We start from the raw sequence: 21,712 nt of genomic DNA on the forward strand, positions 1-21,712 counted from the left end.
TGCAACGGTATGTTTTTAAAGTTTTAAAGTTATTAAACTTGTATCCATTTCTTTTTTCAGATGGCTGAATAAGATGGATTGAATCTTATTCTAGAGTGATTTCAAATACTTCATGGAGTTGCGGGATATGGACGAGCCACTGTTTCTCATGTTCCAGTTTTACACGAAAGGCATCCATGGCAATGGGTTCCCCATGTATCAAAAACACTTTTTTTGGTCTACCCTCTAGTTCGGACAGCCAGTCCAATAATTCGCCCTGATCGGCATGGGCGGACAAGCTCTCAATATGATGGATCTGCGCTTCCACCGGATAATACTTGTTATATATTTTCACCTCATGAGTCCCTTCCAGCAGTTGCCTTCCTCTTGTTCCTTCTGCCTGATATCCAACCAGTAATACATGAGTAGAAGGATCATCTATTATCTGTTTCAGGTAGGTCAATACCCGTCCTCCGGTAACCATGCCACTGCCCGCAATCACAATTTTAGGGTTTGGGCTATCAATGGTTTTCCAGGTATCCTTATAGGAGGTGATAATGGTCTGGTGCCTATTGATATCGGCCATTGTTTCCGGTGTCAATTTATGCCAGGGGGTAAACCTTTCAAAAACGGAAAGCACATTGTTCCCCATGGGGCTATCCACATACACCGGGACATCTTCAATTCGTTTTTCAGAATGGAGTTTCCATAAAAGGTACATTAGTGTCTGTTGTCTTTCAACGGCAAAAGTTGGAATTACCAGTGTTCCATTCTCGTCAATGATCCTATCAACCAACTCAATGAGTCTATCGTTCACATCATCCAGGGGATGCAGTTTGTTTCCATAGGTGCTTTCCATGAACAGGTAATCGGCATGAATCGGTTTCTTTGGCGGGAACAACAGCACGTCATTAGGTCGACCGATGTCGCCCGAGAACACCATGGTCTTCCCATAGATTTTCAACTCTATGAAGGTTGCCCCTATGATATGCCCGTTATAGGAGCATTTAAAACCTATATGCTCCGACAACCATTCCCACTGGTCCAATGCAACCCCTTTAAAATAATGCAAGGTCTTCTCAACATCCCTTTGATCGTACAGTGGCAGAGCCGGTTGGTGCTTCGAGTATCCCGCTTTGTTGATCTCTTCAGCCTCTTCTTCATTGATCTTAGCGGTATCCTCCAGAATGATCTTGGCAATAGACAATGTTGGTGGTGTCGCCAAAATCTTTCCTTTAAACCCTTGCTTTACCAATTTTGGCAAATATCCTGTATGGTCCAAGTGTCCATGTGTCAATAGTACAAAATCAATTTTGGACGCATCAAAGGGAATGGGTTCCCAGTTGAGTAGCCTCAGTTCCTTTAGTCCTTGGAACAGGCCGCAATCGATAAGGATATTCATATCGGGGGTTTCCAATAATAGTTTTGACCCGGTCACGGTCTTGGCGGCACCTAAAAAATGTACTTTAACTGTTTTCACGATGTACTAAATTGCAAAGTTGTTTCATTTCATTGATAATTTTTGGGGTTCTCGATTCCGAAATCCCGAGATGGTCCAGCAGGTAGCTGTTTTCAAGCAATTGCTTGGCCAAAACGACATCCTTTTCCAATAAGAATTTCTTCTCGGTGTTTGTCAACAATGTTGAAACGGTTATGGGATACAGGGCAAGTCGGTCAATCCGATCCTTGAGCGAATTCCCTTCCGGGTAGCTCCAGGCCAGCAGGTTCAGGTTATTGCATTTGGCATACTGCGTGGCATCATCAGTGAACCGGGTATTGGTGGCTATCCAAATGCCTTCCAGGAGGCTCTGTTTATCCTCTTGCCATACGGCCTTGATATCGTTGTATCTTGAATGGATATAAAGGGGGATCTTAACATCACAATTGCGACCTTCCTCACTATGGAACTTGCACTCAATGAGATTGGTCATCCCATTTTTATTGACCATGACATCCACTTCATGGGCAATACACTTTCCTTGTACCGATTGTCTTATTTCCACCTTGTAACCCGAATACTGGAACAGCGCGGCTATGAAGTTCTCAAAGGGAAATCCGGTAGGACCCAATTCGAATATGGCTTTCTTAAGTTTGAACCTGGAGGCATAGACATGTTGTTCATTTTTTAAGAGGGCAAACGCCCGATTGTATATCTCCCTTGTTGAGATGCCCTGGTAGAGCTCATCCCTAACGATATCGATAATCCTTTGCACCACATGCTTGTCAGCTCCCGTCCTGGCCAATGAAGAGCGAAGCTTGCCGATTGAAAACCTGGCCTTTTCGCCATTGGCCTTTACTATTTCTATGGATTGTAATGTCATATTTTTATGGAAAAGCTACCATCCGGTAATATAATCGTGGTCATAATCAAACGGATGCTCTTTCAAGTAATCGAAAAGGGCCGCTTTGAACACCTGTACCTGCTTTCGCAGTATTTGGACTTCTTTTGCAAAGGCTATATGATTTTTTATATATGCAGGTTCCTCCAAGGAGTCACTTTGGAGCAACTTTGCCAAATCTTTTTCATGCTGCCCAAGATTTCCCAATACCTCTTCAGACAGCATCTTATTCATATTTTCGACATTCTTGAAAATCGCTTTTGCCTCAAGTCCCTTACTAGAGGTATCGTCCAATCTTTCATCAATCAAATCCTTTAAAAATGAAAGTTCATAATGGAAGAACTTTATTTCACTGATCCATGCTTTGGTTTCAAAGTGGATGGTGTCAAGCCCTATGGGAAGTAAATGGTCTGATTTCATTTTCTGTTGATTTTTAACAATTATTTAATGGGCACGACCAACAATGGGATTGGGCAGTGCTTTACAAGTTTTAAAGCGATATTCCCCATGAACATATTCTCCAACATACTATGACTATGGGTACCTATGACCAACAAATCCACTTCTTTGTCCTTGACAAAGCTCAGGATGGCATCTTTGACAGGGCCATTCATAACCTTTGTTTTAATAGACCCATCCCCTAAATGAACGGAGGTAGCTTTTAAGAATTTCTTAGCTTCATCTTTTAGGTTTTTGACACTTTTCAGGTTACTGTCGATCAAAAATCCTGAATACCCCATTATAGGATCATAATCTACTGAGTACATGGAAACATCATATACAACATGCACCAGGACCAGCTCTGCATTCAGAGCCTTTGCGTGTTGGTAACCAACTGCGGCGATCTTTTCAGCAGCAGGGCTTGTATCCAGCGCAATACATACACGTTTTTTCATTTTTTTTAGTTTATTCATTGTGCCAGAATCTCTCCCCGGTCATTGAGGACAATCCTATAATTTTGATTTTCAACATCAAAATCTGCCTCCCACTTATCTTTATCCAATTCCCTCCACACAACAAATTTTGCATTGGGAAATGTTGCGTTCAGACTTCTTACAACCGTCCTATTCGGTTTCTTTTGAGCAAAATCCACAATCCCAAAAATCAAATGAGTTAAGATTTTAACAAAAACGTTTTTCATCTTAAGGATCAACTATCAATCAAAATTTGCACCGGGTATCTTACATAATTTGCTGTGGCGGTTTACTCAACCCCATGGTCAGGTTCTTACTGAAATTGCCACAACAACACCTTTGACCAAACATTATAAAGGTACATACAGTCTCTGTTACGAACTGCTACTTAAGTAGCTAACCCAGGAAAAATAAAGGCGGGTTTGGTCGGCCAAAAGCATTTTGGTTCTATGGACGAATACATCGTTACTTAATATGATTAAAAGATTCATCTTGAGATCCTTGTCTTAATTTCATCCATCCGTTCCAAGGTTGCCTGATAGCCAATCTCAAATAGCTCTTCAGATTTTTTAAATGAAAAGGCACTGTATTTAAAGGCTTGCGGTGTTTCAATGGCAATGTGACATTTAGCAAGCCGTTCCTGGATTGTATTCCAGACGGCCAATTGCAAACATCGTTCGGTGATGGACAAAGCCCCTTTGATGCGTTTCACTTCCATATGGTTATTGATACTCACACCAATAACCACATCACAGTTGTCCAATAATGGCTCGACCGGTAAATTGTTGAGCAGTCCTCCGTCCACATAGGAATGGCCGTTCATTGTTATGGGTTTAAAAAGCAAAGGAATGGCACAGGACGCGCAAACCACATCGATCAATTGCCCTGAACCAATAATCTCCGATTTTCCTAAATTCAGATTCGTTACGGAAATATGCAAGGGCACCTCCAAAGTGTCAAAATCATCCTCAAGATAATATTGCAAAAAGGTTTTCAGTCTTGTCATTTCCGTCAATCCTCTGTTGATGAGTCCTATCTTGAAAACTTTTAAAAACCTATGACTTCTGGCCAGTTTGAGAATTTCAATCGGTGTGATCCCCCCGCAATACAATGCCCCTATTAACGCTCCTGCGCTTGATCCGGCAACTCGATCGGGAAAAATACCGTTCTCATTTAAAGCATGTAGCACCCCGATATGCACGGCCCCCCGAGCTGCACCTCCGGAAAGGACTATTCCGATTGAATCATCCATAAATACTTTCTATTTTAGAGGAACCCATACGTTCGGCGGCTCTCGCAAAAATGTTTTTCATACTTCCGAATTTTATACTAAGCTTCATATTACAAGTACCAACACCATACTCTGAATAGTTAAACACAGTGCTATATTTTGCGATTACCATAGCGATATATTTACTAAAGAAAACCAATGTTCTTTCATGGAGCTCCGTGGGCTTCCCGTTTTATATATTGATCCCAAAAACATACCCCACAAAAGCGGTCAATCCCATGGCTACGGTACCCCAAAATGTAATTCTCCATATGGCCCTGGATATGCTGGAGCCTCCCATTCTTGCTGACAGAATTCCCAAAAGGATCAAAAAAACAATTGCGGAACCATATAAATAATACGCCATATGGGAAAGTGGAAGAAATAAGGTCACCAATAGTGGCAATGCTCCTCCAGCGGTAAATGCCGTTCCAGAGGCGAATGCGGCCTGCAACGGATTTGCCTGGCTAATTTCATTTATACCAAGTTCGTCCCTTATGTGTGCCCCTAGTGCATCGTGAGCTGTCAATTCTTTGGCAACGAGCATAGCGGTTTCCTTTTTCAGCCCCCTACTTTGATAGATCTCTGCAAGACGTTGTAATTCAACCTCGGGCGTTTCCTCTAATTCTACTTTTTCACGTTCAATGTCGGCATTTTCGATATCGGTCTGAGAGCTCACTGACACATATTCCCCAGCCGCCATGGACAAAGCACCAGCCACCAGACCTGCCAGGGTCGCCAATACCACCGTGACCCTAAGGTCGGATGCCACTGACACCCCAATGGCTATACTTGCTGTGGAAAGGATTCCATCATTGGCCCCTAAGACAGCAGCCCTCAACCAATTGCTCCTGTGGATATAGTGGTTGGCCAAATAGTGTTCTAAAACATCTTCCATAACTCTGTTTCGTCTTATGTTTTAATCAAAGAAGGCTGATATCAGTACTACCGATACTATGGCCAATGACTTTGTGGCCCTAACAGGTAGGTTCCAAAAGTTGTCCTAACATCAGGGCCGCTTCCCGATTCTCTTCTCAAGTGTTTCTCATTTTGTATCCCAATTCATGGTGTTGTAGGTCCTTGTCCTCCCATTCTGCCATTTCCTTAAAAAATTGGGCCACGTGCTTTATGATCATTTCTTCTTTGATTTCATCAGGGTTAAAAATATTTATGGGTTCCGGCACCTGGCTCTCCATAATATTTTCAATAACAGGTAAAGCTATCCAAACTGATACTTTTCCGTTATAGATCTGCGTATAACAGAGGTATCCTCCATCTTTAAGAAAGGGGCGTTTGGTATTGGCAATCCGCTCATAGATGCCACTTTCCCGCTCTCCCTGTGTGAGGCATACCATTTCCATCCCTTCCAGTTTCTCCTCTTTATGGACTTCCGCGTTTACTCCTGTTTCCCTGATAATGGTGTTAAGAGTGCGAACAATCAATCTTTTGGTTTTTTGCCAGCAGTCCCTATTCTTTTGTACATTGGAAGCGGCTGTATCGTATTGTTCCAATTGTTTGTGAACCTCGCTTAAGTTCATAGCTGTATCATTAAAGTTATATTTACATTCCTCAAAAGAACATTACATCCGGTTAATATTGCGATGTATTGATCATTATCCTTTGGAACATCCCTTAAAGTTAAACACTAAGTTTCTGGTGAACTGCTACTTAAGTCACTAACCGTTAAAAAAAGACAATGTCTAATGGTTAATCTATGGAAAACCTGTTCTCTGAAATGTTCAAAAGGGTCTGAATATTTGCTATCTCGATATGTTTCCGTCCGGTTTGGATGGCTCCAAGTTTTTTAAGGTGCTGGATATGCCTATTGATGACGGCCCTTGTAGTACCCACGAGGTTTGCTATTTCCTCATTGGAAAGATCGTTAATGATTTCAAGCTTATTGGACTGCTCATTAATATTTCTCAACAGGACTTTACACAGACGAATCAAGGTACTGTTCAGGTTTGATTCTATGGAACTGTCTTCCAGTAGCCGTATTCTGTTTGCCAGGTAATGAAAAAAATTATTGTGGGCTACTGGGTTGACTTCAATCCAATGCCGCATTGTGCACAAGGGCAAGCTCAAAATTTCCAAATCTGTAAAAGCCTCCCAATAGACTATGTGGGGATTGGCATCGAATAAGGCGATCAAATCGAAAAGGTCACCTTCCTTTAATATAAAAATGGTATACTGACGGTCCAATAATTGATTTCTCCTGTATATCTTTAACTTTCCCGAAAGTATATAATGTATATACTCGGATTCCGTGCTTTCCTTGAATGTGTTTTTGGGCCATTTTTTTAGGTTCATCTCCCGCAGCAATGTATCAAGGACAGTCCGGTCAAGGCCGTCAAAGAGTTTGGAATTTCTAAAAGACTCCATACCTCTAAAATATAATGTACTATCCTTTTCTATCATCACGTTATAAATGACTCCCTAAAGTTACAAAACTCCAAGTTCATTTAGAAGTGTTATTTGCGCTGTTCCGGTCAGTTGTCGGCCATGGTTTTTACAAGGGTCACCAAGCCGATACCCAGAATGAGCAAGAGCGATATATTCTTGAATTTTTGTTGGGGAATATGGCTTAGAATTTTTTTCCCGATCAGGGTTCCCAACCATCCAATAACAATTAAAAAAGGAAGGTATAAAAGATCGTGTTTATGGATATAGCCATTTCCATAATAAACAAATGTGCGGGCAAAGTCTATCACAAAATCGATAAAGGCCGAAGTAGCAATAAATGCGCTTTTCTCCAGATTAAATGCTGCCATGGTCAGGCCTCTAATTGCACCTCCGGTTCCCAACAGTCCCGCTGAAAATCCGGACAGGACCCCTCCTGTTATCGCATTTCTTTTGTTGGGCATCACAATGATTTGTTTCTTTATTAAAAACAGTGTACTGAACACAACCAAAAAGAGGCCCAGTACAATCTCCAACACACTGCCCTCAACATATTTTGAAAGAAAGCCTCCAATCACCACAAACAGAACAGAAGGCAGTCCAATATTAAGAAGCAGTTTTTTATCAAGTCCTTTTTTGAACAAAACTATTTTACTGATATTACTGGACAGATGAAAAATAGCGGTCAATCCGAGCACGGATTGAAAATCAAAAAAGAAATTGCCTATGGGCACAAAAAAGACCGAAGAACCAAAACCTCCTATTGTACCAGCTATTTCAGCCAGCAATGCAAGTAATATGAATATATAGCTTATATCTTTCATTTATCCAATATACCATGGCATAAGCCATCCCAATACCATACCAGGGGTAGATCCATTACTAATTTGGACAAAAACGAACAAACCATCTTCTACTTAAGTAGCATAATCCAGATATTTTCGGAAGGAGCATTTATTGCAATCTTTAAATCTATAACTTAACTTTAAACCTAATTAGTAAACATTCTTTGAAGACTTACAAGCACTAATGTTATCTTTTTATTTGTAAATACGAAAGGGGATTCCTGTTTCTATTCTATGTAAAAAAGATGCTTTTCTGCTCTTAAAATGTTATTTTATTTTTACGAGGTTACTTCAAATCTGTATTTGAAGGGCTCTACAAATATTATTAAGTATCGAATGAATCTAATTGACATCTAATAATATTAGATAACGAAAAAAGCCGTATGTTGTACATATGTTGTACTTAAACAAAAAAAGCTTCTCATTTTTGAGAAGCTTTTAACATTTATTTAAGAAATAAATAAGTGCGGGTGAAGGGACTCGAACCCCCACGCATCGCTGCATTAGATCCTAAGTCTAACGTGTCTACCAATTCCACCACACCCGCAGGACATTATTTTTTTAACAATATTTTAAGAACTTTTCCTTGGCTAGATCCTAAGTCTAGCGTGTCTACCAATTCCACCACACCCGCGGAAAGGAGTGCAAATATAATTCAATTTTCCGATTTGCAAATGTCATGTTTTCAAAAACTTGTTTTTTGTACTTTTAGTACCCTTTTTATACAATACATGGAAAATATTAACGACTACATCAACACCAACAAAGACCGATTTATCAACGAACTTATTGAACTTCTAAAAATTCCTTCCATTAGTGCGGATACTGCTTTTTCGCAAGATGTACTTGAGACGGCGAGAGTCGTTGAAAGATCACTCTCAGAAGCGGGGTGCGACAATACCGAAATCTGCGAAACCAAAGGATATCCAGTTGTTTATGGAGAAAAAACCATCGACCCCAACCTGCCTACCATATTGGTATACGGCCACTATGATGTACAACCGCCAGACCCAATGGATCTCTGGGAATCCCCTCCATTTGAACCCGTGATAAAAGAAACCAAATTGCACCCAGATGGTGCCATTTTTGCACGGGGGGCCTGTGATGACAAAGGACAGTTCTACATGCATGTAAAAGCTGTGGAGTTTATGATCAAGAACAATACATTGCCCTGTAACGTCAAGTTCATGATAGAAGGTGAAGAAGAAGTGGGCAGTGACAGCCTCGCTGATTTTCTGAATGACCATAAGGACAAACTGGCCAACGATATTATTCTGATTTCCGATACAGGAATGATGGCAAACGATGTTCCTTCCATTACCACTGGACTTCGGGGGCTTAGTTATGTGGAAGTTGAAGTAACAGGACCAAATAGGGACTTGCATTCAGGAATATATGGAGGTGCCGTTCCCAATCCGATCAATGTATTGTCCAAGATGATAGCTTCCCTTCATGATGAAAACAACCATATTACCATTCCCGGTTTTTACGATAAGGTTGAAGCTCTATCAAAAGAGGAACGTGCCGAAATGGCCAAGGCCCCTTTCGATATAGAAGATTACAAAGAAGCTCTTGACATAGGGGATGTTTATGGAGAAGAAGGTTACTCAACACCTGAACGTTACTCCATTCGACCCACCTTGGATGTAAACGGTATTTGGGGCGGATATACTGGCGAGGGTGCCAAGACCGTAATTGCAAGCAAGGCCTATGCAAAAATTTCCATGCGTTTGGTTCCCCATCAAAATCCAGATGAAATTACCCAGATGTTTATGGACCATTTTCAGGCCATTGCCCCTAAAGGGGTCAAGGTAAAAGTTGCGCCACACCACGGCGGACTGCCTTATGTTACCCCTACGGATAGTATTGGGTATAAAGCCGCGTCCAAGGCCTATGAAAAAACCTTCGGAAAAACTCCAATTCCAGAACGTACCGGAGGAAGTATTCCCATTGTGGCTCTTTTTGAAAAAGTCTTGGAGAGCAAGACCATTCTCATGGGATTCGGGCTCGACAGTGATGCCATTCATTCTCCGAATGAACATTTTGGTGTCTGGAACTTTTTAAAGGGCATTGAGACCATTCCATATTTCTATAAATATTACACTGAGTTGGCCACAAGCTAATACGTAAAAACTGAAAAATGTCAGGCAAAAGTCTACCCATATTCATACTTGTAATTTTGTTTGCTTTTATAGGCTGTGAAGAAGTCAAAAAGGAAAACACCGACGAAACAACAAGTTTGTCAATGGATATTGAAGTCGAAAGAAAGGCTATTTTGGAAACGCTGAACAATGAGACCAAGGCTGCTTTTGAAAGGGACTATGATGCATGGCAGCAGAAATGGGTTCATGACCAAAGCATAACCAAAACATACCTGAATTTTTCTGAAAATACCTTTTCCGAATCAATTGGTTGGGACGAAATAAGTCAGTTTGTGAAAACGTTCATGGAAGAGCATCCTGAACCTGAGCCAGTTCCTGATTCATTGGAGAAAATTGATATCAGACTTTATGGAAATGGAGCTTGGGTGACTTATGAGCAACAAGATTCATTACGTGGCCTGAAACGAGAAACAAGACTCATGGAAAAAGTTAATGGAGATTGGAAAATTGCAGGCATGCAGACTACCATCTACGGGTTTGATACGAACGAAAATCAGTAAACAAATCAGTTGAGAAATAAAAAAACCACTTCTTTCGAAGTGGTTTTCTATTGAGTTTGGCTAGTTAAGGCAATTGCGAATACCCGTTCCTGGTCTTCCACAGGAAGTACTTCTCAAAAAGTACTTTGGAAAAGTCATAAATTACATTGGGTATCATAATTGCAAAATTCCGAGGCTTGAACAAGTGATCACTGATAATAATCACCTCTTTTTTACCGGCATCCATTACACAGATTCCTGGTATTTTACCCCAAGCCTTTCTTTTTAACTTGGTTTTTCCTTTCGTTACCCTAACAATGTTCTCGGCCACTATTTTACCCGTCTCATCTGAAGGATAGCCCGTTTTAGGACCGGAAAAGGGCACATTGCCAGGTTCAAAAGGAAGTTTTACATCCACTGCAATACCTGCAGACCAAACATTGGGATATTTGGGGTGTCTATAATCTTCGCCTACAGGCAAATAACCTGTCGCGGTAGGTTCCAGTTCTGGCGAGTTCATCACAAAATCAACTCCAACAAAAGGAGGCATCAACATAGTGAAATCACTTGGGAGCACCTCATCGGAGCTCAATACAACGGTATCCTTGGTCACTTCCTTGATACCCACCTCTGTACGGTAATGTATGTTGAACATCTTCATGAAGGACTTGAGCATGGTCTCACCTCCTGTCATACCATCAATTCCAAAATGCCCAAGGAAAGTTTCCGGTGTAACCCAATACAGGTCTACCTTCTTCCTGATCTTTTGTTCTCTCAACCACTTTTCAATATTGAAAAGAAACTCATAAGCCGCACCCATACAGCCAGCATTTTGTGTTGCACCAATTACAATAGGACCAGGATTCTTTTTAAAGTCCTCAAGGGCCTTTCTTGTTTTCATGGCACCGTCTGGTGTTCCGATATAATGGGCATGCTCGGCTACTCCAGGGGCCACATCAAACTTAACCTTGGGTCCAGTAGAAATAACTAAATGATCATAAGCATAATCACCTTTGGTGGTCATGACCACTTGACTTTCTGGGTCAACCTTTAGTGCTTCGGCCTGAACAAACTCCACACCTTTCTTTTCTAAGATGGTATCTTTTCTAAAAGAAATATCCTTGATCTCGCGGCGCCCAAATGGCACCCATATCAATGAAGGAATAAAAAGAAACAATGGGGATTTATCTATCACAACAACCTTATGTTCCTTTTTTCCTTTTCTCTTGATTTCTAAAGCGGCGGTGAGTCCAGCAAAGTTTCCGCCTATTACTACGGTAGTTGTCATCCTTTCAAATTTTATGAAATAAAAATACGTTTCAATACGCTCAAAAAACATGATAAAAGTCAGGTATTAAACCATAAATAAATGACTTTCAATTGGTTATAATCTCCTAAAAATCAGTTTTCAACATTTTATATGTAACAAAAGTGACAAAACTGCGTTCTAATAAAGGCAATCAAAAAACGAACACTATGATGATGCAACGCTTCTTTATTTTCTGCTCTGGAGCAGATACGGATATCCTACAAACATGTTCCAATGGGGAACGCAACAAATATGTTGGCATTGGAGCCACGGTTTTCTTTACCGCGGTCATGGCTTTCATTGCAAGCGGTTATGCCCTGTATACCGTTTTTGACAATATATACACCTCTATTTTCTTTGGTTTGATATGGGGCCTGTTGATTTTCAATCTGGACCGATACATTGTATCCACCATTAAAAAACGGGATAGTTTTAAAAGTGAACTGACCCAGGCCGTTCCACGAATCATTTTGGCAATCATAATTGCAGTGGTGATTTCAAAGCCCTTGGAAATGAAAATTTTTGAAAAGGAGATTGACCAGGTTCTCCTAGAAGAGAAAAACGCCATGACCCTTTCCAATAAGGAGCAACTGGCACTGCAGTATACTCCTAAAATTGAAAGTCTGAATCAGGAAATTGCAAATTTGAAGAGGGAGGTTGTACAAAAAGAGGTCGAGACCAATGCGCTGTACGACGTCTACATTTCGGAAGCCGAAGGAACCGCAGGCACCGGGTTATTGGGCAAGGGACCTGTTTACAAGGAAAAGCGCGAGAAGCATGACGCCTATTTGGCCGAGCTCAACACCTTGAAAGAGACAAACGCAACCAAAATTGAAAATTTGGAATCCCAAATCGCCGCTTTGGGTACTGATTACAATATGGCGGTCACCAATTCCCAACCTATTATTGATGGTTTTGACGGCCTCATGGCTAGAATCAATGCGCTTGGAAAACTGCCCTGGTTTCCCTCATTCTTTATTTTCTTGTTATTCTTGGCCATAGAAACAGCCCCGATCATTGCCAAACTATTGGCCCCTAAAGGGGAATACGATTATAAATTTGAGGAACAGGAAAGTGTAGTGGCCACCTGGGTTACCCAAAAAGTGGAGCAACGTAAGCTGCTACTCTCCACAGATGGTGCATTGAATGAGAAAATCTATGCCGACATCAAAAACGAGGAAGAGTTGTACCGCTATAAAAAGGAGAAGGCAGAGGAATTGCTCCGTCTCCAAGCTGATTCATTTCATAAGGTTCAGATAAAGGGACTATAACCACTTTACAAGGACAGTTTTAAAGGAAAACCTGTAACTTCAGGCGCTTATGCTGAATCCTCATCCATATTGGGTGATATAGATATTAGAACGATTCATATCCTTAAGTTGTACAAATACCAAAAAACAAAAGAAATTGACAAAAAGTATTTATAGATCAATAGTTGTAGCACTCAGTATTATTACAATTATTGGTTGCAATCAAAAAAAATCAGTTAAACAGAAAAATACATCTGAAATAGTTGAATACCATGCTAAAGAGTTTTTGGATGATGACAGAATTCATTCCGTTTCAATAGCGCTTTATGATAATGGGAAAGAGTATACTTTTCATTATGGGGAACAAACGCCAAATAAGAACAACCCTCCTACCGATAACACCCTGTATGAGCTTGCCTCAGTGACCAAAACATTTACTGGAACCATGGTTGCCAAGGCAGTTCTTGATGGTAAAGTATCACTCGAAACCGACATTAGAAGCTATTTGCCTCAAGAATATCCAAATTTTGAGTTCGATGGAAAAATAATAACCCTAAAGGATATTGTTACCCATACAGGTGGTTTCCCCAACTTTCCACCATCGATGGAAAATGAAGACAAGTTTTGGGAAGGTCTGCACCAGATAAAAATTAGTTCTAAGCCCGGAACGGAATTTGCCTATTCAAATACAGCTCCTGAAATTACTGCTTATATCATTGAACAGGCTTATGGAGTTCCCTATCAAAAACTTGTTCAGGACTTCATTCTGGATCCAAACGAGATGGTTTATACCAAATTTACACTTAACGAAAAAGACAAAAATTCGTTGATACAAGGTTTTAATGGAGATATAGAACCGCAAGAGCACCTACAGAACAATCTATGGGGTGGAATTGCAGGCTTACATTCAAATACAACAGACCTGATCAAATACATGAAGTACCACTTGAACGAAACAATCCCTGAAGTCAAAGAATCACATAAAAACTTTTTTAGCACCCAACACGGATTCGACATTGGTTACCATTGGAATATTTTAGAAATAAACAATGAAGTGTGTTATCGCCACCATGGGGGAATTTGGGGAATGCAGAATTGGTTGATGATTTTTCCTGAATCCAACGTTGGAATTGCAGTTTTATCAAACGCCAGTTTTGAGGGGATAGACGACAAGCTTGAAAAATTAGCATTGAACATCAAAAAGGAAATGAAATAACCGTAGTTCAATTGTGTTTTGGTCATCCAGACCTACTGAACATTAACTGCTCTACATTTTTAAACTGAAAATCTGTAACTTCACTTAGCTGTGCAGAACCCGTCCGAACGGCACGGGCGGACTTGTTTCAGTATCGGTAGATATAGCCCATTAAAACGAGACCATATCTTAAACGTTGGCAAACATTAGGAAAAATGACCCGAATTTTAATATTAACACTTATGCTATCATTTTTAGGATTTGGAAAAGGCAAAGCGCAGGAAAAAAAATCAACGGAAAAACAAAAAGGGATAATTGGCAGATATTATGAAAACGACTCGCCTGTTATTATGAAATTTGTGAACGAACTGCCGAATGAAAATACAATAAAAAAATTGCCATTTCTGACCGTTGTTTCCTGGAAATATGAAGGAACCAAAAATAATGGAATGCCACCTAAGGAGATTAACGAAAGAATGATTATTCTGGAAGAAGCATTGGAAACTTCAATGAATGAAACGGACATTTTTACTCACGCATACAGCAGAACTGGAAATAATTTGAAAGAGCTGGTTTATTACACCACCAAGCAAGACGATTTTATGACAATGCTAAATCGGACTTTGGAAAAACACGATGTTTATCCGATTGAAATAAATTTTTACGAAGACAAAGAGTGGACTGACTTTCAAAAGGTACTGAATGATTTCAAAAATAAATAACGTTTACCAACAATGTATAACCGTAATTACGGCGGATTCGACTTCGCCCGAACCCACTCGGAATTGCTAAAGGCTGCACTTAACCGACAAACAGTAATTTAAAACCCGTAACGGACAGTTATATGAGACCGATAAGTGTACCCTGTAATATCATTCAAGGTTATTTACAGCTTCCAAAGCCTGCTGAAGACTATCTTTCCAGTGTGGAATTTCAATACCAAAGGTATTTTTGATTTTTGATTTGTCCAATACACTGAACTTTGGGCGTTGTGCTGGTTGGGGATATACTTCAGAGCGGATAGGTTTCAAATCAATAGTAATATTAGATCCATCAAAGATAGTTTTAGCAAAGTCGTACCAACTAGCCACCCCTTCATTACTATAATGATACACTCCGTATTCGGTGTTTTCTGTTTCAATTAAATGAACAATCACTTTTGCAAGGTCCAGAGCATAGGTCGGCGTTCCCACCTGATCAAAAACCACCGAGAGTTCCTTACGCTCATTTCCTAACCTGATCATAGTCTTCATGAAATTATGGCCAAATTCAGAGTATAGCCATGAGGTCCTTAAAATGAAGTATTCCCTGGTATTATTGACTATGGCCTGTTCACCTTTGTATTTGGTATCGCCATAAACACTTATAGGTCTAGCGATATCGTCCTCAACATAAGGAGTCTCTTGAAAACCATCAAAAATAAAATCTGTAGAAATATGGATTAAAGTAACTTTATTCTCTTTGCAGGTGATGGCCAGGTTTCGAGCACCTACTACATTGACCTGATGAGCAATCTCCTTTTCTGTCTCTGCTTTATCCACGGCCGTATATCCCGCACAGTTTACACAATACGCATAGTTTGAAGACTTGAATTCTTTTTCTACCGCCTCAAAATCGGTAATATCCAGCTCCTTCTCGGTCTTGAAAACCAAATCCAGACCTTTGGTCTGCCCTTGATCTGCGAGTAGTTTTATACTACTGGCCAACTGTCCCAATGCTCCGGTCACCAATACCTTTATAGTACTTTTCATTCTGATTAGTTGGGAACGGTCATTTTAAATGAAGGCAACTCTTTGTCCTTTGCAGAAATGATCAATTCTTCCTCTGGCAGCATCCAATCTATATTCAACGTGGGGTCATTATAGATTATCCCGCTTTCCGAAGCAACATTGTAGAAGTTATCGCATTTATACGCAAAACGAGCGGTTTCACTTAAGGTCAAAAAACCGTGTGCACATCCTCTTGGAATGAACATTTGTTTTCTATTATCTGAAGAAAGTATGGTGGAAACCACCTTTCCAAAGGTTTTGGAATCTGGTCTAATATCCACTGCCACATCCAATACCTCACCCTCAATTACACGTACCAGTTTGGCCTGTGCATGTTCTCCTTGTTGATAATGGAGTCCCCGAAGCACTCCTTTTGTTGAAAGTGATTCGTTATCCTGAACAAAATTGGGTCGTACACCAAGGAGTTCTTCAAGTTTTTTTTGATTGTAGCTTTCAAAAAAATAACCCCTTTCATCCTCAAAGACTTTTGGAGTGATGATAAAGCAACCTTCTATTTCTGTTTTTTGCATTTCCATCCCTAACCTAAAGTCTCCAGTAATCGCTTGCTATAACCACTCTTTAAAAAAGGTTCGGCTATTTTCTTAAACTGCTCTTTGGAAATTAATCCCATCTTATAGGCCGAAGCTTCAATAGAGCCTACCTTAAGACCTTGTCTTTCTTCAATGACCTGAACAAATTGGGCCGCTTGCATCAATGATTTAAATGTACCTGTATCCAACCAAGCGGTTCCCCTATCCATAATGCTCACTTTGAGCTTTCCTCTCTTTAAATACTCTTGGTTGACATCGGTTATCTCCAACTCACCTCTGGTGCTGGGCTGAATGGCCTTGGCTATTTCAACCACATCATTGTCGTAAAAATAAATTCCAGGAACTGCATAATTGGATTTGGGCTTTTCGGGCTTCTCCTCAATGGAAATAGCATTGCCAGCTTCATCAAATTCTACCACTCCATACCTTTCTGGGTCATTTACGTGATAAGCATAAATAATACCGCCATCTGGGTCATTATTGGACTGCAGCAACTTCTCCAAACCGGTTCCATAAAAAATGTTATCACCTAAAATCAAGGCTACCTTGTCTTTTCCAATAAATTCCTCTCCAATAAGAAATGCCTCAGCTAAACCGTTAGGGTGTTCCTGCTCGGCATATTCAAATCGGCATCCATATTTTTTACCATCACCCAATAATTTTTGGAACAGGGGTAAATCCGAAGGTGTGGAAATAATCAGGATTTCCTTTATTCCAGCTTCAATGAGCGTGGAAAGCGGATAATAGATCATGGGTTTGTCATAAATGGGCATCAATTGTTTGCTCACCGCCAGTGTAACGGGGTGCAATCGTGTACCAGAACCTCCTGCCAAAACTATTCCTTTCATGTCTTTAGTTTTAAGCCAACCCCATGGCTTTTTTGTTTATGATTTTTTCCAAATACCAATCTACAGTCTTTTGTATACCGGTTTCAAAATTCTCATCAGCCTTCCAGCCCAACTCACTTTCAATTTTGGTGGCATCAATGGCATATCTGAAATCATGCCCTGCCCTATCCTCAACAAAAGCAATCAATTGTTTATAGGATTCCCCATTGTCCCTAGGATGTTTTTTGTCCAGAATATCACAAATGGTTTGGGCAATATAAAGATTGTTCCTTTCATTCCTCCCGCCAATATTATAGGTTTCTCCTGAAACTCCTTTTTCATAGGCCAAAGCAACTCCCTTACAATGATCTAAAACGTACAACCAATCCCTAATATTGGAACCATCTCCATAAATGGGAATGGATTCCCCAGCCAATGCCTTGCGAAGAATTGTAGGAATCAATTTCTCATCGTGTTGTTTTGGACCGTAGTTATTGGAGCAATTGGTAGTTACTACATTCATACCATAGGTATGATGGTAGCTTCTAACTATAAAATCTGATGACGCTTTTGAGGCACTATAAGGACTATTAGGTGCATATGGTGTTGTTTCCGCAAAAAGGCCCTCTTTTCCAAGAGTACCATATACCTCATCTGTAGAAACATGATGAAATCTGGATTCCCTATATGTTTCTTTATATTTTCCTGGAGCCTCCATCCAACGGTTCTTGGCCGTATCAATTAGATTAAATGTGCCAATGATATTGGTCTGCATAAAAGCATCAGGGCCAGCAATGGAATTGTCTACATGGGATTCAGCAGCAAAATGGACTACACTGCTAATATCATACTTTTCAAAAATTGTCTCAACCAATTTTCTATCACAGATGTTCCCTTTTATGAAAGTATAGCGTGTGTGGCTTTCCACCTCTGCTAAATTCTCTAGGTTTCCGGCATAGGTGAGTGCATCCAGATTAACGATATGGACATCCTCTCGCTCCCTTAAATAGTAGGGAATAAAATTGGAGCCTATAAAACCAGCTCCTCCCGTCACCAAAATATGCTGCATAGCAAGATTGTTTCAATCACAAAGTTACGCAAGTAAAGGAGAATCACATTTTGCCCAATTCTTCCCTTAGCTTTTTGGTCAACCCTGAAACTACCAATTCGTATGAGTGATCAATCAGTTCGTTGATTAAAGCTGGAGGTAGATTTTCCAAAAAAATGGTATTCCAGTGTTTTTTGCTCATGTGATAGCCCGGGATAATATCTCCATCGTGTTCTTCACGAAGTTCCACGGCCCGTTCTGGGTCACATTTGAGATTGCACTGTGGCGGTAGGCGCTCCAAAGCGATCAGGGCAAACATTTTGCCCATGACCTTGAATACCAAAGTATGCTCGTCAAAAGGAAATTCTTCGGTGACTCCCTTTTTGCTCAAGCAAATATGTCTCAATTCCTCAACATTCATTCTGGTATCCCAAATGAATCATAAACAATTACCTTTTCCCAGAGATCTTTACATTCATCAATAAAAATCAGGTGTGCTTCCTCTGCCTGGTAAGCTTCTTGGGCTTCGGCTGATTCAAATGTCACAATAAGTGAATAGGTGAAGGAGCCATCCACCACATCACGTATAGCTTTGGGCGGTGTCCCTATAAAGTTGGTCTTGGCGTACTTGGAGTTTTTAAGGAACTTTTTTAGCGAAGCTTCAAATCTGGTTTTGTCCGCACTGTTATCTGGATTTTTAAACCAAAAATATACGGTATGCGCAAAGGCAGGGTCAAAGGTTTTCATGTGGTCTTTGGTTTGTGCGCAACTGGTGGAAATTATCCCCACCAATAGCAAGATTATAATTTTTGTTTTCATATGGTTTTTATTCGTCTAAAAAGTGTTTTTCCCTATTTGAAATTTCGAGCGCGGAGTAATCCAACTTCCAGCCTATGGTCTCCACTATCTTCTCCACCAAAAGTACAGCTTGCAACGCTTCTTTTTTTGCCGTTTCCATTAAACCGCTTTCTGGTATTTTTTGTTTGATATGTTCTTTGGCTTCTTGATTAAGGTTGGTAAGGTCATCTGGAGAGAAGCTGTTGAAAAGGCCATTTTTAATATCATAAAACTGTAAGTCAGGTTCAATTGACAACACTTCTGGTTCTGGAAAGTTCTCCAAAATTATCCGTTTGTTCGAGTTGTCGGCCTTTAAATCCAGCTTGGTCAAATCATAACCAATCTGAGCCTTGGCCTTCACCACAATAAGCGCCTTTTTTTTGCTTCGCAAAAGGCTCATCAACCCTTCCTTGGTATTTTCATAATGATAGATCTCTGCAAAATCTCCCTCCACTGAAACCAACTTGCAGACACTACGGATTTTGTCGAGTAAAACCGTAGATTGTTGTTGGGTAAGCTCCTTGTTTTTTTTCCTTCGGAAAAGTGAAAAGAGCCAATACATCAATATTGCTCCAAGAACAAGACCCAAAAAAACTTCTATGATATCATCCACACCCTAAATATATGAGTTTACGCAATTCTTCAGGTTAATATTTTGTACAATACCGGTCTGCTCGGGCTTGCGTCATTTTCAAATGGAGCCACTTGAAGATTCAAGAAATATGTGCCATCTTCAACATCATTGGGCACATAGATGAACTCCGTAATGGTGGCACTCAATCTCTTCTGGCCATTTGTGCCCCAAAATGCATTATGTGCCAACATTGCCCCTCCGTCCTTTTCCTTGTCTACCGAAGGAAGGTCAACCAAAACATGTTCCACTTCTTTCTTTGCCAAGTATTTTGCGGCATCTTCCAAAAGATACGGTGGATTGGTATTTGAGTATTTCCTTGAACGTTTGTCCGCTAAATTGGGAAGCGTTCTAATGACCAAAGCTTCTCTTTTCTTATTTCCCAAAGCATATTTCAATTGTTTCTCCGAAATCACGAAATCATTGCCCATTTGTTCTGGAGCCACGGTTATGACTTCTGCCAAAAAGAAAAAGCGCTTTAAGTTCTGGTTTATCGAATGAAACGCTTCAGTAATATGACCCAAACATTCGGTATGCGTCACATGTGAATGCGGGTTGAACCAAATATCGTTGAAGTTGGTGGACCCTCCTTCAGAGACTTTACCAATAAACCCTTTCTCTCGGTGTGGCACCATCTTTGGATCGTCTAAATACCAGGCATTTATGTTGTTTTCTCCGCCAATCAATGGAATGGAAATGTCTCGGGGTTGCGACAAATCTACTTTGTAGTTTCTGGAATTGTGTTTAATAGTGGCAATCATAATCCCAAGTTAATCATAAATAAATCCGAAGCAATTCCATCTGCCAAAAACTTTCCTTTTTTGGTTGCCAACAACTTTCCATCTTCTGCAACAAGCAAATTGGTGTCCAAATATTTTTTTGATTGTTGATTGAGGTATTCCAAATAGTTATCTCCAAAATCTGTTTTGATCTTCTCCAAAGAAACTCCCCAAATAGTTCGCAAACCTGTCATTACATACTCATTGTACCTATCCATTTTGGATAAGGTTTCCACTTCGTTCGGAAGCTCATCCTTTTCCAAAGCTTTGATGTATTTGGTATTGTTCCGCACATTCCAACTCCTCTGCTCACCATCAAAAGAATGTGCGGATGGGCCTATTCCCAGATACTTTTTTCCCTGCCAGTAGGAAGAGTTGTTTTTTGAAAAGAAACCTGGTTTTCCAAAATTGGAAATCTCATAGTTTACAAAACCTTCCTTCTCCAACTTATCCGCTAGAATATAAAATTGTTCTTGGGCCTGTCGCTCATCCACATCTTGAATAATTCCCTTCTCAATAAATTTTTTGAGTGCTGTTTTGGACTCAATTGTAAGAGCATAACTGGAAATATGGGGAAGCTGAAACCCCAAGGCCTTTTCAATATTGGTTTCCCATCTCTTGTTGCTCATTCCTGGAATGCCATAGATCAAATCAATGGTGATATTTTCAAAATGTTCTTGTGCCAATCTGATACAATTTTCGGCCTCCTGGGCATTGTGGGCCCGGTTCATGAGTTTCAAGTCTTCATCAAAAAACGATTGGATTCCTATGCTCAACCGGTTAATTGGACTTTTAGATAATTGCGTTATGGCCTCTTTTGATAAATCATCGGGATTGGCCTCCAAGGTAATTTCAGGATTGTCGATCACATCATAGTTCTGGTACACGGATGCGATTAAACCCTCAATTTCCTCTGCACTTAAAATGGATGGGGTCCCTCCTCCAAAATAAATGGTCTCAATCTTTTCTTTTTGAAGTTCAGATTTACGCAATTCAATCTCACGTTGAAGTGCGTTCACCATAGCATCTTTTTTCTTGAATTGTGTGGAGAAATGAAAATCACAGTAATGGCAAGCTTGCTTGCAAAACGGGATATGGATGTAAATACCAGCCATTCAAATAACAATA

25 protein-coding genes and 1 tRNA gene are annotated in these 21,712 nt (G+C 40.3%); 5 read left to right on the forward strand and 21 right to left on the reverse strand.

The window, feature by feature from the left end:
- Positions 1–85: 85 nt before the first annotated feature.
- From DX873_RS16980 to DX873_RS17030, 11 genes are all read right to left on the reverse strand, one after another.
- Positions 86–1,459, reverse strand: a complete 1,374-nt coding sequence (locus DX873_RS16980) for an MBL fold metallo-hydrolase RNA specificity domain-containing protein (RefSeq protein ID WP_116185692.1) — start codon at positions 1,457–1,459, stop codon at positions 86–88.
- Complete coding sequence (locus DX873_RS16985; RefSeq protein ID WP_116185693.1) at positions 1,446–2,300, reverse strand: ATP cone domain-containing protein; 855 nt, start codon at positions 2,298–2,300, stop codon at positions 1,446–1,448. The genes DX873_RS16980 and DX873_RS16985 overlap by 14 nt, the downstream gene beginning before the upstream one ends.
- 15 nt (positions 2,301–2,315) lie before the next feature.
- Complete coding sequence (locus DX873_RS16990) at positions 2,316–2,738, reverse strand: hypothetical protein (RefSeq protein WP_116185694.1); 423 nt, start codon at positions 2,736–2,738, stop codon at positions 2,316–2,318.
- A gap of 20 nt (positions 2,739–2,758) precedes the next feature.
- A complete protein-coding gene (locus DX873_RS16995; RefSeq protein ID WP_181899546.1) occupies positions 2,759–3,214 on the reverse strand; it encodes a universal stress protein in 456 nt (151 codons plus the stop codon).
- 14 nt (positions 3,215–3,228) lie between these two features.
- Entirely contained in the window at positions 3,229–3,459 is a 231-nt protein-coding gene (locus DX873_RS17000) for a hypothetical protein (protein WP_116185696.1), read from the reverse strand.
- 260 nt (positions 3,460–3,719) lie between these two features.
- A complete protein-coding gene (locus DX873_RS19170; protein WP_116185697.1) occupies positions 3,720–4,484 on the reverse strand; it encodes a patatin-like phospholipase family protein in 765 nt (254 codons plus the stop codon).
- 211 nt (positions 4,485–4,695) lie between these two features.
- Positions 4,696–5,400, reverse strand: coding sequence for a VIT1/CCC1 transporter family protein (locus DX873_RS17010; protein ID WP_116185698.1), 705 nt, complete (start codon positions 5,398–5,400; stop codon positions 4,696–4,698).
- A gap of 136 nt (positions 5,401–5,536) precedes the next feature.
- Positions 5,537–6,040, reverse strand: coding sequence for a hypothetical protein (locus tag DX873_RS17015; protein WP_116185699.1), 504 nt, complete (start codon positions 6,038–6,040; stop codon positions 5,537–5,539).
- Positions 6,041–6,209: 169 nt separating this feature from the next.
- The gene (locus DX873_RS17020; RefSeq protein ID WP_116185700.1) at positions 6,210–6,920 is read right to left on the reverse strand and encodes a Crp/Fnr family transcriptional regulator; all 711 of its coding nucleotides are present in this window, start codon (positions 6,918–6,920) and stop codon (positions 6,210–6,212) included.
- 71 nt (positions 6,921–6,991) lie between these two features.
- Positions 6,992–7,726, reverse strand: a complete 735-nt coding sequence (locus tag DX873_RS17025) for a sulfite exporter TauE/SafE family protein (RefSeq protein WP_116185701.1) — start codon at positions 7,724–7,726, stop codon at positions 6,992–6,994.
- A 486-nt stretch (positions 7,727–8,212) separates the two neighbouring features.
- A tRNA-Leu gene (locus DX873_RS17030) sits at positions 8,213–8,294 on the reverse strand.
- A gap of 184 nt (positions 8,295–8,478) precedes the next feature.
- Here DX873_RS17030 and DX873_RS17035 point away from each other — a divergent pair.
- Complete coding sequence (locus tag DX873_RS17035; protein ID WP_116185787.1) at positions 8,479–9,870, forward strand: dipeptidase; 1,392 nt, start codon at positions 8,479–8,481, stop codon at positions 9,868–9,870.
- A gap of 17 nt (positions 9,871–9,887) precedes the next feature.
- Positions 9,888–10,409, forward strand: a complete 522-nt coding sequence (locus DX873_RS17040) for a nuclear transport factor 2 family protein (RefSeq protein ID WP_116185702.1) — start codon at positions 9,888–9,890, stop codon at positions 10,407–10,409.
- Between the two features lie 64 nt (positions 10,410–10,473).
- Here the strand turns inward: DX873_RS17040 and DX873_RS17045 are convergent, their stop codons facing one another.
- Positions 10,474–11,676 (reverse strand): NAD(P)/FAD-dependent oxidoreductase, encoded by a 1,203-nt coding sequence (locus tag DX873_RS17045; protein WP_116185788.1) that lies wholly within the window; start codon positions 11,674–11,676, stop codon positions 10,474–10,476.
- A gap of 191 nt (positions 11,677–11,867) precedes the next feature.
- Here DX873_RS17045 and DX873_RS17050 point away from each other — a divergent pair, with 191 nt between their 5' ends.
- From DX873_RS17050 to DX873_RS17060, 3 genes are all read left to right on the forward strand, one after another.
- The gene (locus tag DX873_RS17050) at positions 11,868–12,968 is read left to right on the forward strand and encodes a DUF4407 domain-containing protein (protein ID WP_116185703.1); all 1,101 of its coding nucleotides are present in this window, start codon (positions 11,868–11,870) and stop codon (positions 12,966–12,968) included.
- Positions 12,969–13,104: 136 nt separating this feature from the next.
- A complete protein-coding gene (locus DX873_RS17055) occupies positions 13,105–14,163 on the forward strand; it encodes a serine hydrolase domain-containing protein (RefSeq protein ID WP_116185704.1) in 1,059 nt (352 codons plus the stop codon).
- Between the two features lie 194 nt (positions 14,164–14,357).
- Positions 14,358–14,864, forward strand: a complete 507-nt coding sequence (locus tag DX873_RS17060) for a DUF695 domain-containing protein (RefSeq protein WP_232520970.1) — start codon at positions 14,358–14,360, stop codon at positions 14,862–14,864.
- Positions 14,865–15,014: 150 nt separating this feature from the next.
- Here the strand turns inward: DX873_RS17060 and rfbD are convergent, their stop codons facing one another.
- Genes rfbD through hemW form a run of 9 tightly spaced genes read right to left on the reverse strand, consistent with a single transcriptional unit; the run spans position 15,015 to position 21,699 of the window.
- The gene (gene rfbD, locus DX873_RS17065) at positions 15,015–15,893 is read right to left on the reverse strand and encodes a dTDP-4-dehydrorhamnose reductase (protein WP_116185706.1); all 879 of its coding nucleotides are present in this window, start codon (positions 15,891–15,893) and stop codon (positions 15,015–15,017) included.
- Positions 15,894–15,898: 5 nt separating this feature from the next.
- Positions 15,899–16,447 (reverse strand): dTDP-4-dehydrorhamnose 3,5-epimerase, encoded by a 549-nt coding sequence (rfbC, locus tag DX873_RS17070; protein ID WP_116185707.1) that lies wholly within the window; start codon positions 16,445–16,447, stop codon positions 15,899–15,901.
- A gap of 2 nt (positions 16,448–16,449) precedes the next feature.
- Entirely contained in the window at positions 16,450–17,310 is an 861-nt protein-coding gene (gene rfbA / locus DX873_RS17075) for a glucose-1-phosphate thymidylyltransferase RfbA (RefSeq protein WP_116185708.1), read from the reverse strand.
- A gap of 10 nt (positions 17,311–17,320) precedes the next feature.
- Positions 17,321–18,358: a dTDP-glucose 4,6-dehydratase gene (gene rfbB / locus DX873_RS17080; protein ID WP_116185709.1), complete on the reverse strand. Its 1,038-nt coding sequence runs from the start codon at positions 18,356–18,358 to the stop codon at positions 17,321–17,323.
- A 43-nt stretch (positions 18,359–18,401) separates the two neighbouring features.
- Positions 18,402–18,758 carry an MmcQ/YjbR family DNA-binding protein gene (locus DX873_RS17085; protein WP_116185710.1) on the reverse strand — a complete coding sequence of 119 codons (357 nt, stop codon included), beginning with the start codon at positions 18,756–18,758 and terminating at the stop codon, positions 18,402–18,404.
- Positions 18,755–19,156: a Dabb family protein gene (locus DX873_RS17090; RefSeq protein WP_116185711.1), complete on the reverse strand. Its 402-nt coding sequence runs from the start codon at positions 19,154–19,156 to the stop codon at positions 18,755–18,757. The genes DX873_RS17085 and DX873_RS17090 overlap by 4 nt, the downstream gene beginning before the upstream one ends.
- A gap of 7 nt (positions 19,157–19,163) precedes the next feature.
- Entirely contained in the window at positions 19,164–19,787 is a 624-nt protein-coding gene (locus DX873_RS17095) for a DUF4230 domain-containing protein (protein ID WP_116185712.1), read from the reverse strand.
- 29 nt (positions 19,788–19,816) lie between these two features.
- The gene (locus tag DX873_RS17100) at positions 19,817–20,566 is read right to left on the reverse strand and encodes a cyclase family protein (RefSeq protein ID WP_116185713.1); all 750 of its coding nucleotides are present in this window, start codon (positions 20,564–20,566) and stop codon (positions 19,817–19,819) included.
- On the reverse strand, positions 20,563–21,699 hold the full coding sequence (gene hemW, locus DX873_RS17105) for a radical SAM family heme chaperone HemW (RefSeq protein ID WP_116185714.1): 1,137 nt from the start codon (positions 21,697–21,699) through the stop codon (positions 20,563–20,565). Before hemW ends, DX873_RS17100 begins: the two co-directional genes overlap by 4 nt.
- Between the last annotated feature and the right edge of the window lie 13 nt (positions 21,700–21,712).

The organism is Flagellimonas nanhaiensis (genome assembly GCF_003382275.1).
In the GTDB taxonomy this organism is placed as follows: Bacteria; Bacteroidota; Bacteroidia; order Flavobacteriales; family Flavobacteriaceae; genus Flagellimonas; species Flagellimonas nanhaiensis.

Coding starts and splice junctions, on each gene's coding strand:
- rfbB (WP_116185709.1), bottom strand. CDS start 18,358: ATGCAGCATATTTTGGTGACGGGAGGAGCTGGTTTTATAGGCTCCAAT.
- DX873_RS17020 (WP_116185700.1), bottom strand. CDS start 6,920: ATGATAGAAAAGGATAGTACATTATATTTTAGAGGTATGGAGTCTTTT.
- DX873_RS17025 (WP_116185701.1), bottom strand. CDS start 7,726: ATGAAAGATATAAGCTATATATTCATATTACTTGCATTGCTGGCTGAA.
- DX873_RS16990 (WP_116185694.1), bottom strand. CDS start 2,738: ATGAAATCAGACCATTTACTTCCCATAGGGCTTGACACCATCCACTTT.
- DX873_RS17045 (WP_116185788.1), bottom strand. CDS start 11,676: ATGACAACTACCGTAGTAATAGGCGGAAACTTTGCTGGACTCACCGCC.
- DX873_RS17010 (WP_116185698.1), bottom strand. CDS start 5,400: ATGGAAGATGTTTTAGAACACTATTTGGCCAACCACTATATCCACAGG.
- DX873_RS17050 (WP_116185703.1), top strand. CDS start 11,868: ATGATGCAACGCTTCTTTATTTTCTGCTCTGGAGCAGATACGGATATC.
- rfbA (WP_116185708.1), bottom strand. CDS start 17,310: ATGAAAGGAATAGTTTTGGCAGGAGGTTCTGGTACACGATTGCACCCC.
- DX873_RS16985 (WP_116185693.1), bottom strand. CDS start 2,300: ATGACATTACAATCCATAGAAATAGTAAAGGCCAATGGCGAAAAGGCC.
- DX873_RS19170 (WP_116185697.1), bottom strand. CDS start 4,484: ATGGATGATTCAATCGGAATAGTCCTTTCCGGAGGTGCAGCTCGGGGG.
- DX873_RS17000 (WP_116185696.1), bottom strand. CDS start 3,459: ATGAAAAACGTTTTTGTTAAAATCTTAACTCATTTGATTTTTGGGATT.
- DX873_RS17060 (WP_232520970.1), top strand. CDS start 14,358: ATGACCCGAATTTTAATATTAACACTTATGCTATCATTTTTAGGATTT.
- hemW (WP_116185714.1), bottom strand. CDS start 21,699: ATGGCTGGTATTTACATCCATATCCCGTTTTGCAAGCAAGCTTGCCAT.
- DX873_RS17090 (WP_116185711.1), bottom strand. CDS start 19,156: ATGAAAACAAAAATTATAATCTTGCTATTGGTGGGGATAATTTCCACC.
- DX873_RS17085 (WP_116185710.1), bottom strand. CDS start 18,758: ATGAATGTTGAGGAATTGAGACATATTTGCTTGAGCAAAAAGGGAGTC.
- DX873_RS17100 (WP_116185713.1), bottom strand. CDS start 20,566: ATGATTGCCACTATTAAACACAATTCCAGAAACTACAAAGTAGATTTG.
- DX873_RS17015 (WP_116185699.1), bottom strand. CDS start 6,040: ATGAACTTAAGCGAGGTTCACAAACAATTGGAACAATACGATACAGCC.
- rfbD (WP_116185706.1), bottom strand. CDS start 15,893: ATGAAAAGTACTATAAAGGTATTGGTGACCGGAGCATTGGGACAGTTG.
- rfbC (WP_116185707.1), bottom strand. CDS start 16,447: ATGGAAATGCAAAAAACAGAAATAGAAGGTTGCTTTATCATCACTCCA.
- DX873_RS16995 (WP_181899546.1), bottom strand. CDS start 3,214: ATGAAAAAACGTGTATGTATTGCGCTGGATACAAGCCCTGCTGCTGAA.
- DX873_RS17035 (WP_116185787.1), top strand. CDS start 8,479: ATGGAAAATATTAACGACTACATCAACACCAACAAAGACCGATTTATC.
- DX873_RS17040 (WP_116185702.1), top strand. CDS start 9,888: ATGTCAGGCAAAAGTCTACCCATATTCATACTTGTAATTTTGTTTGCT.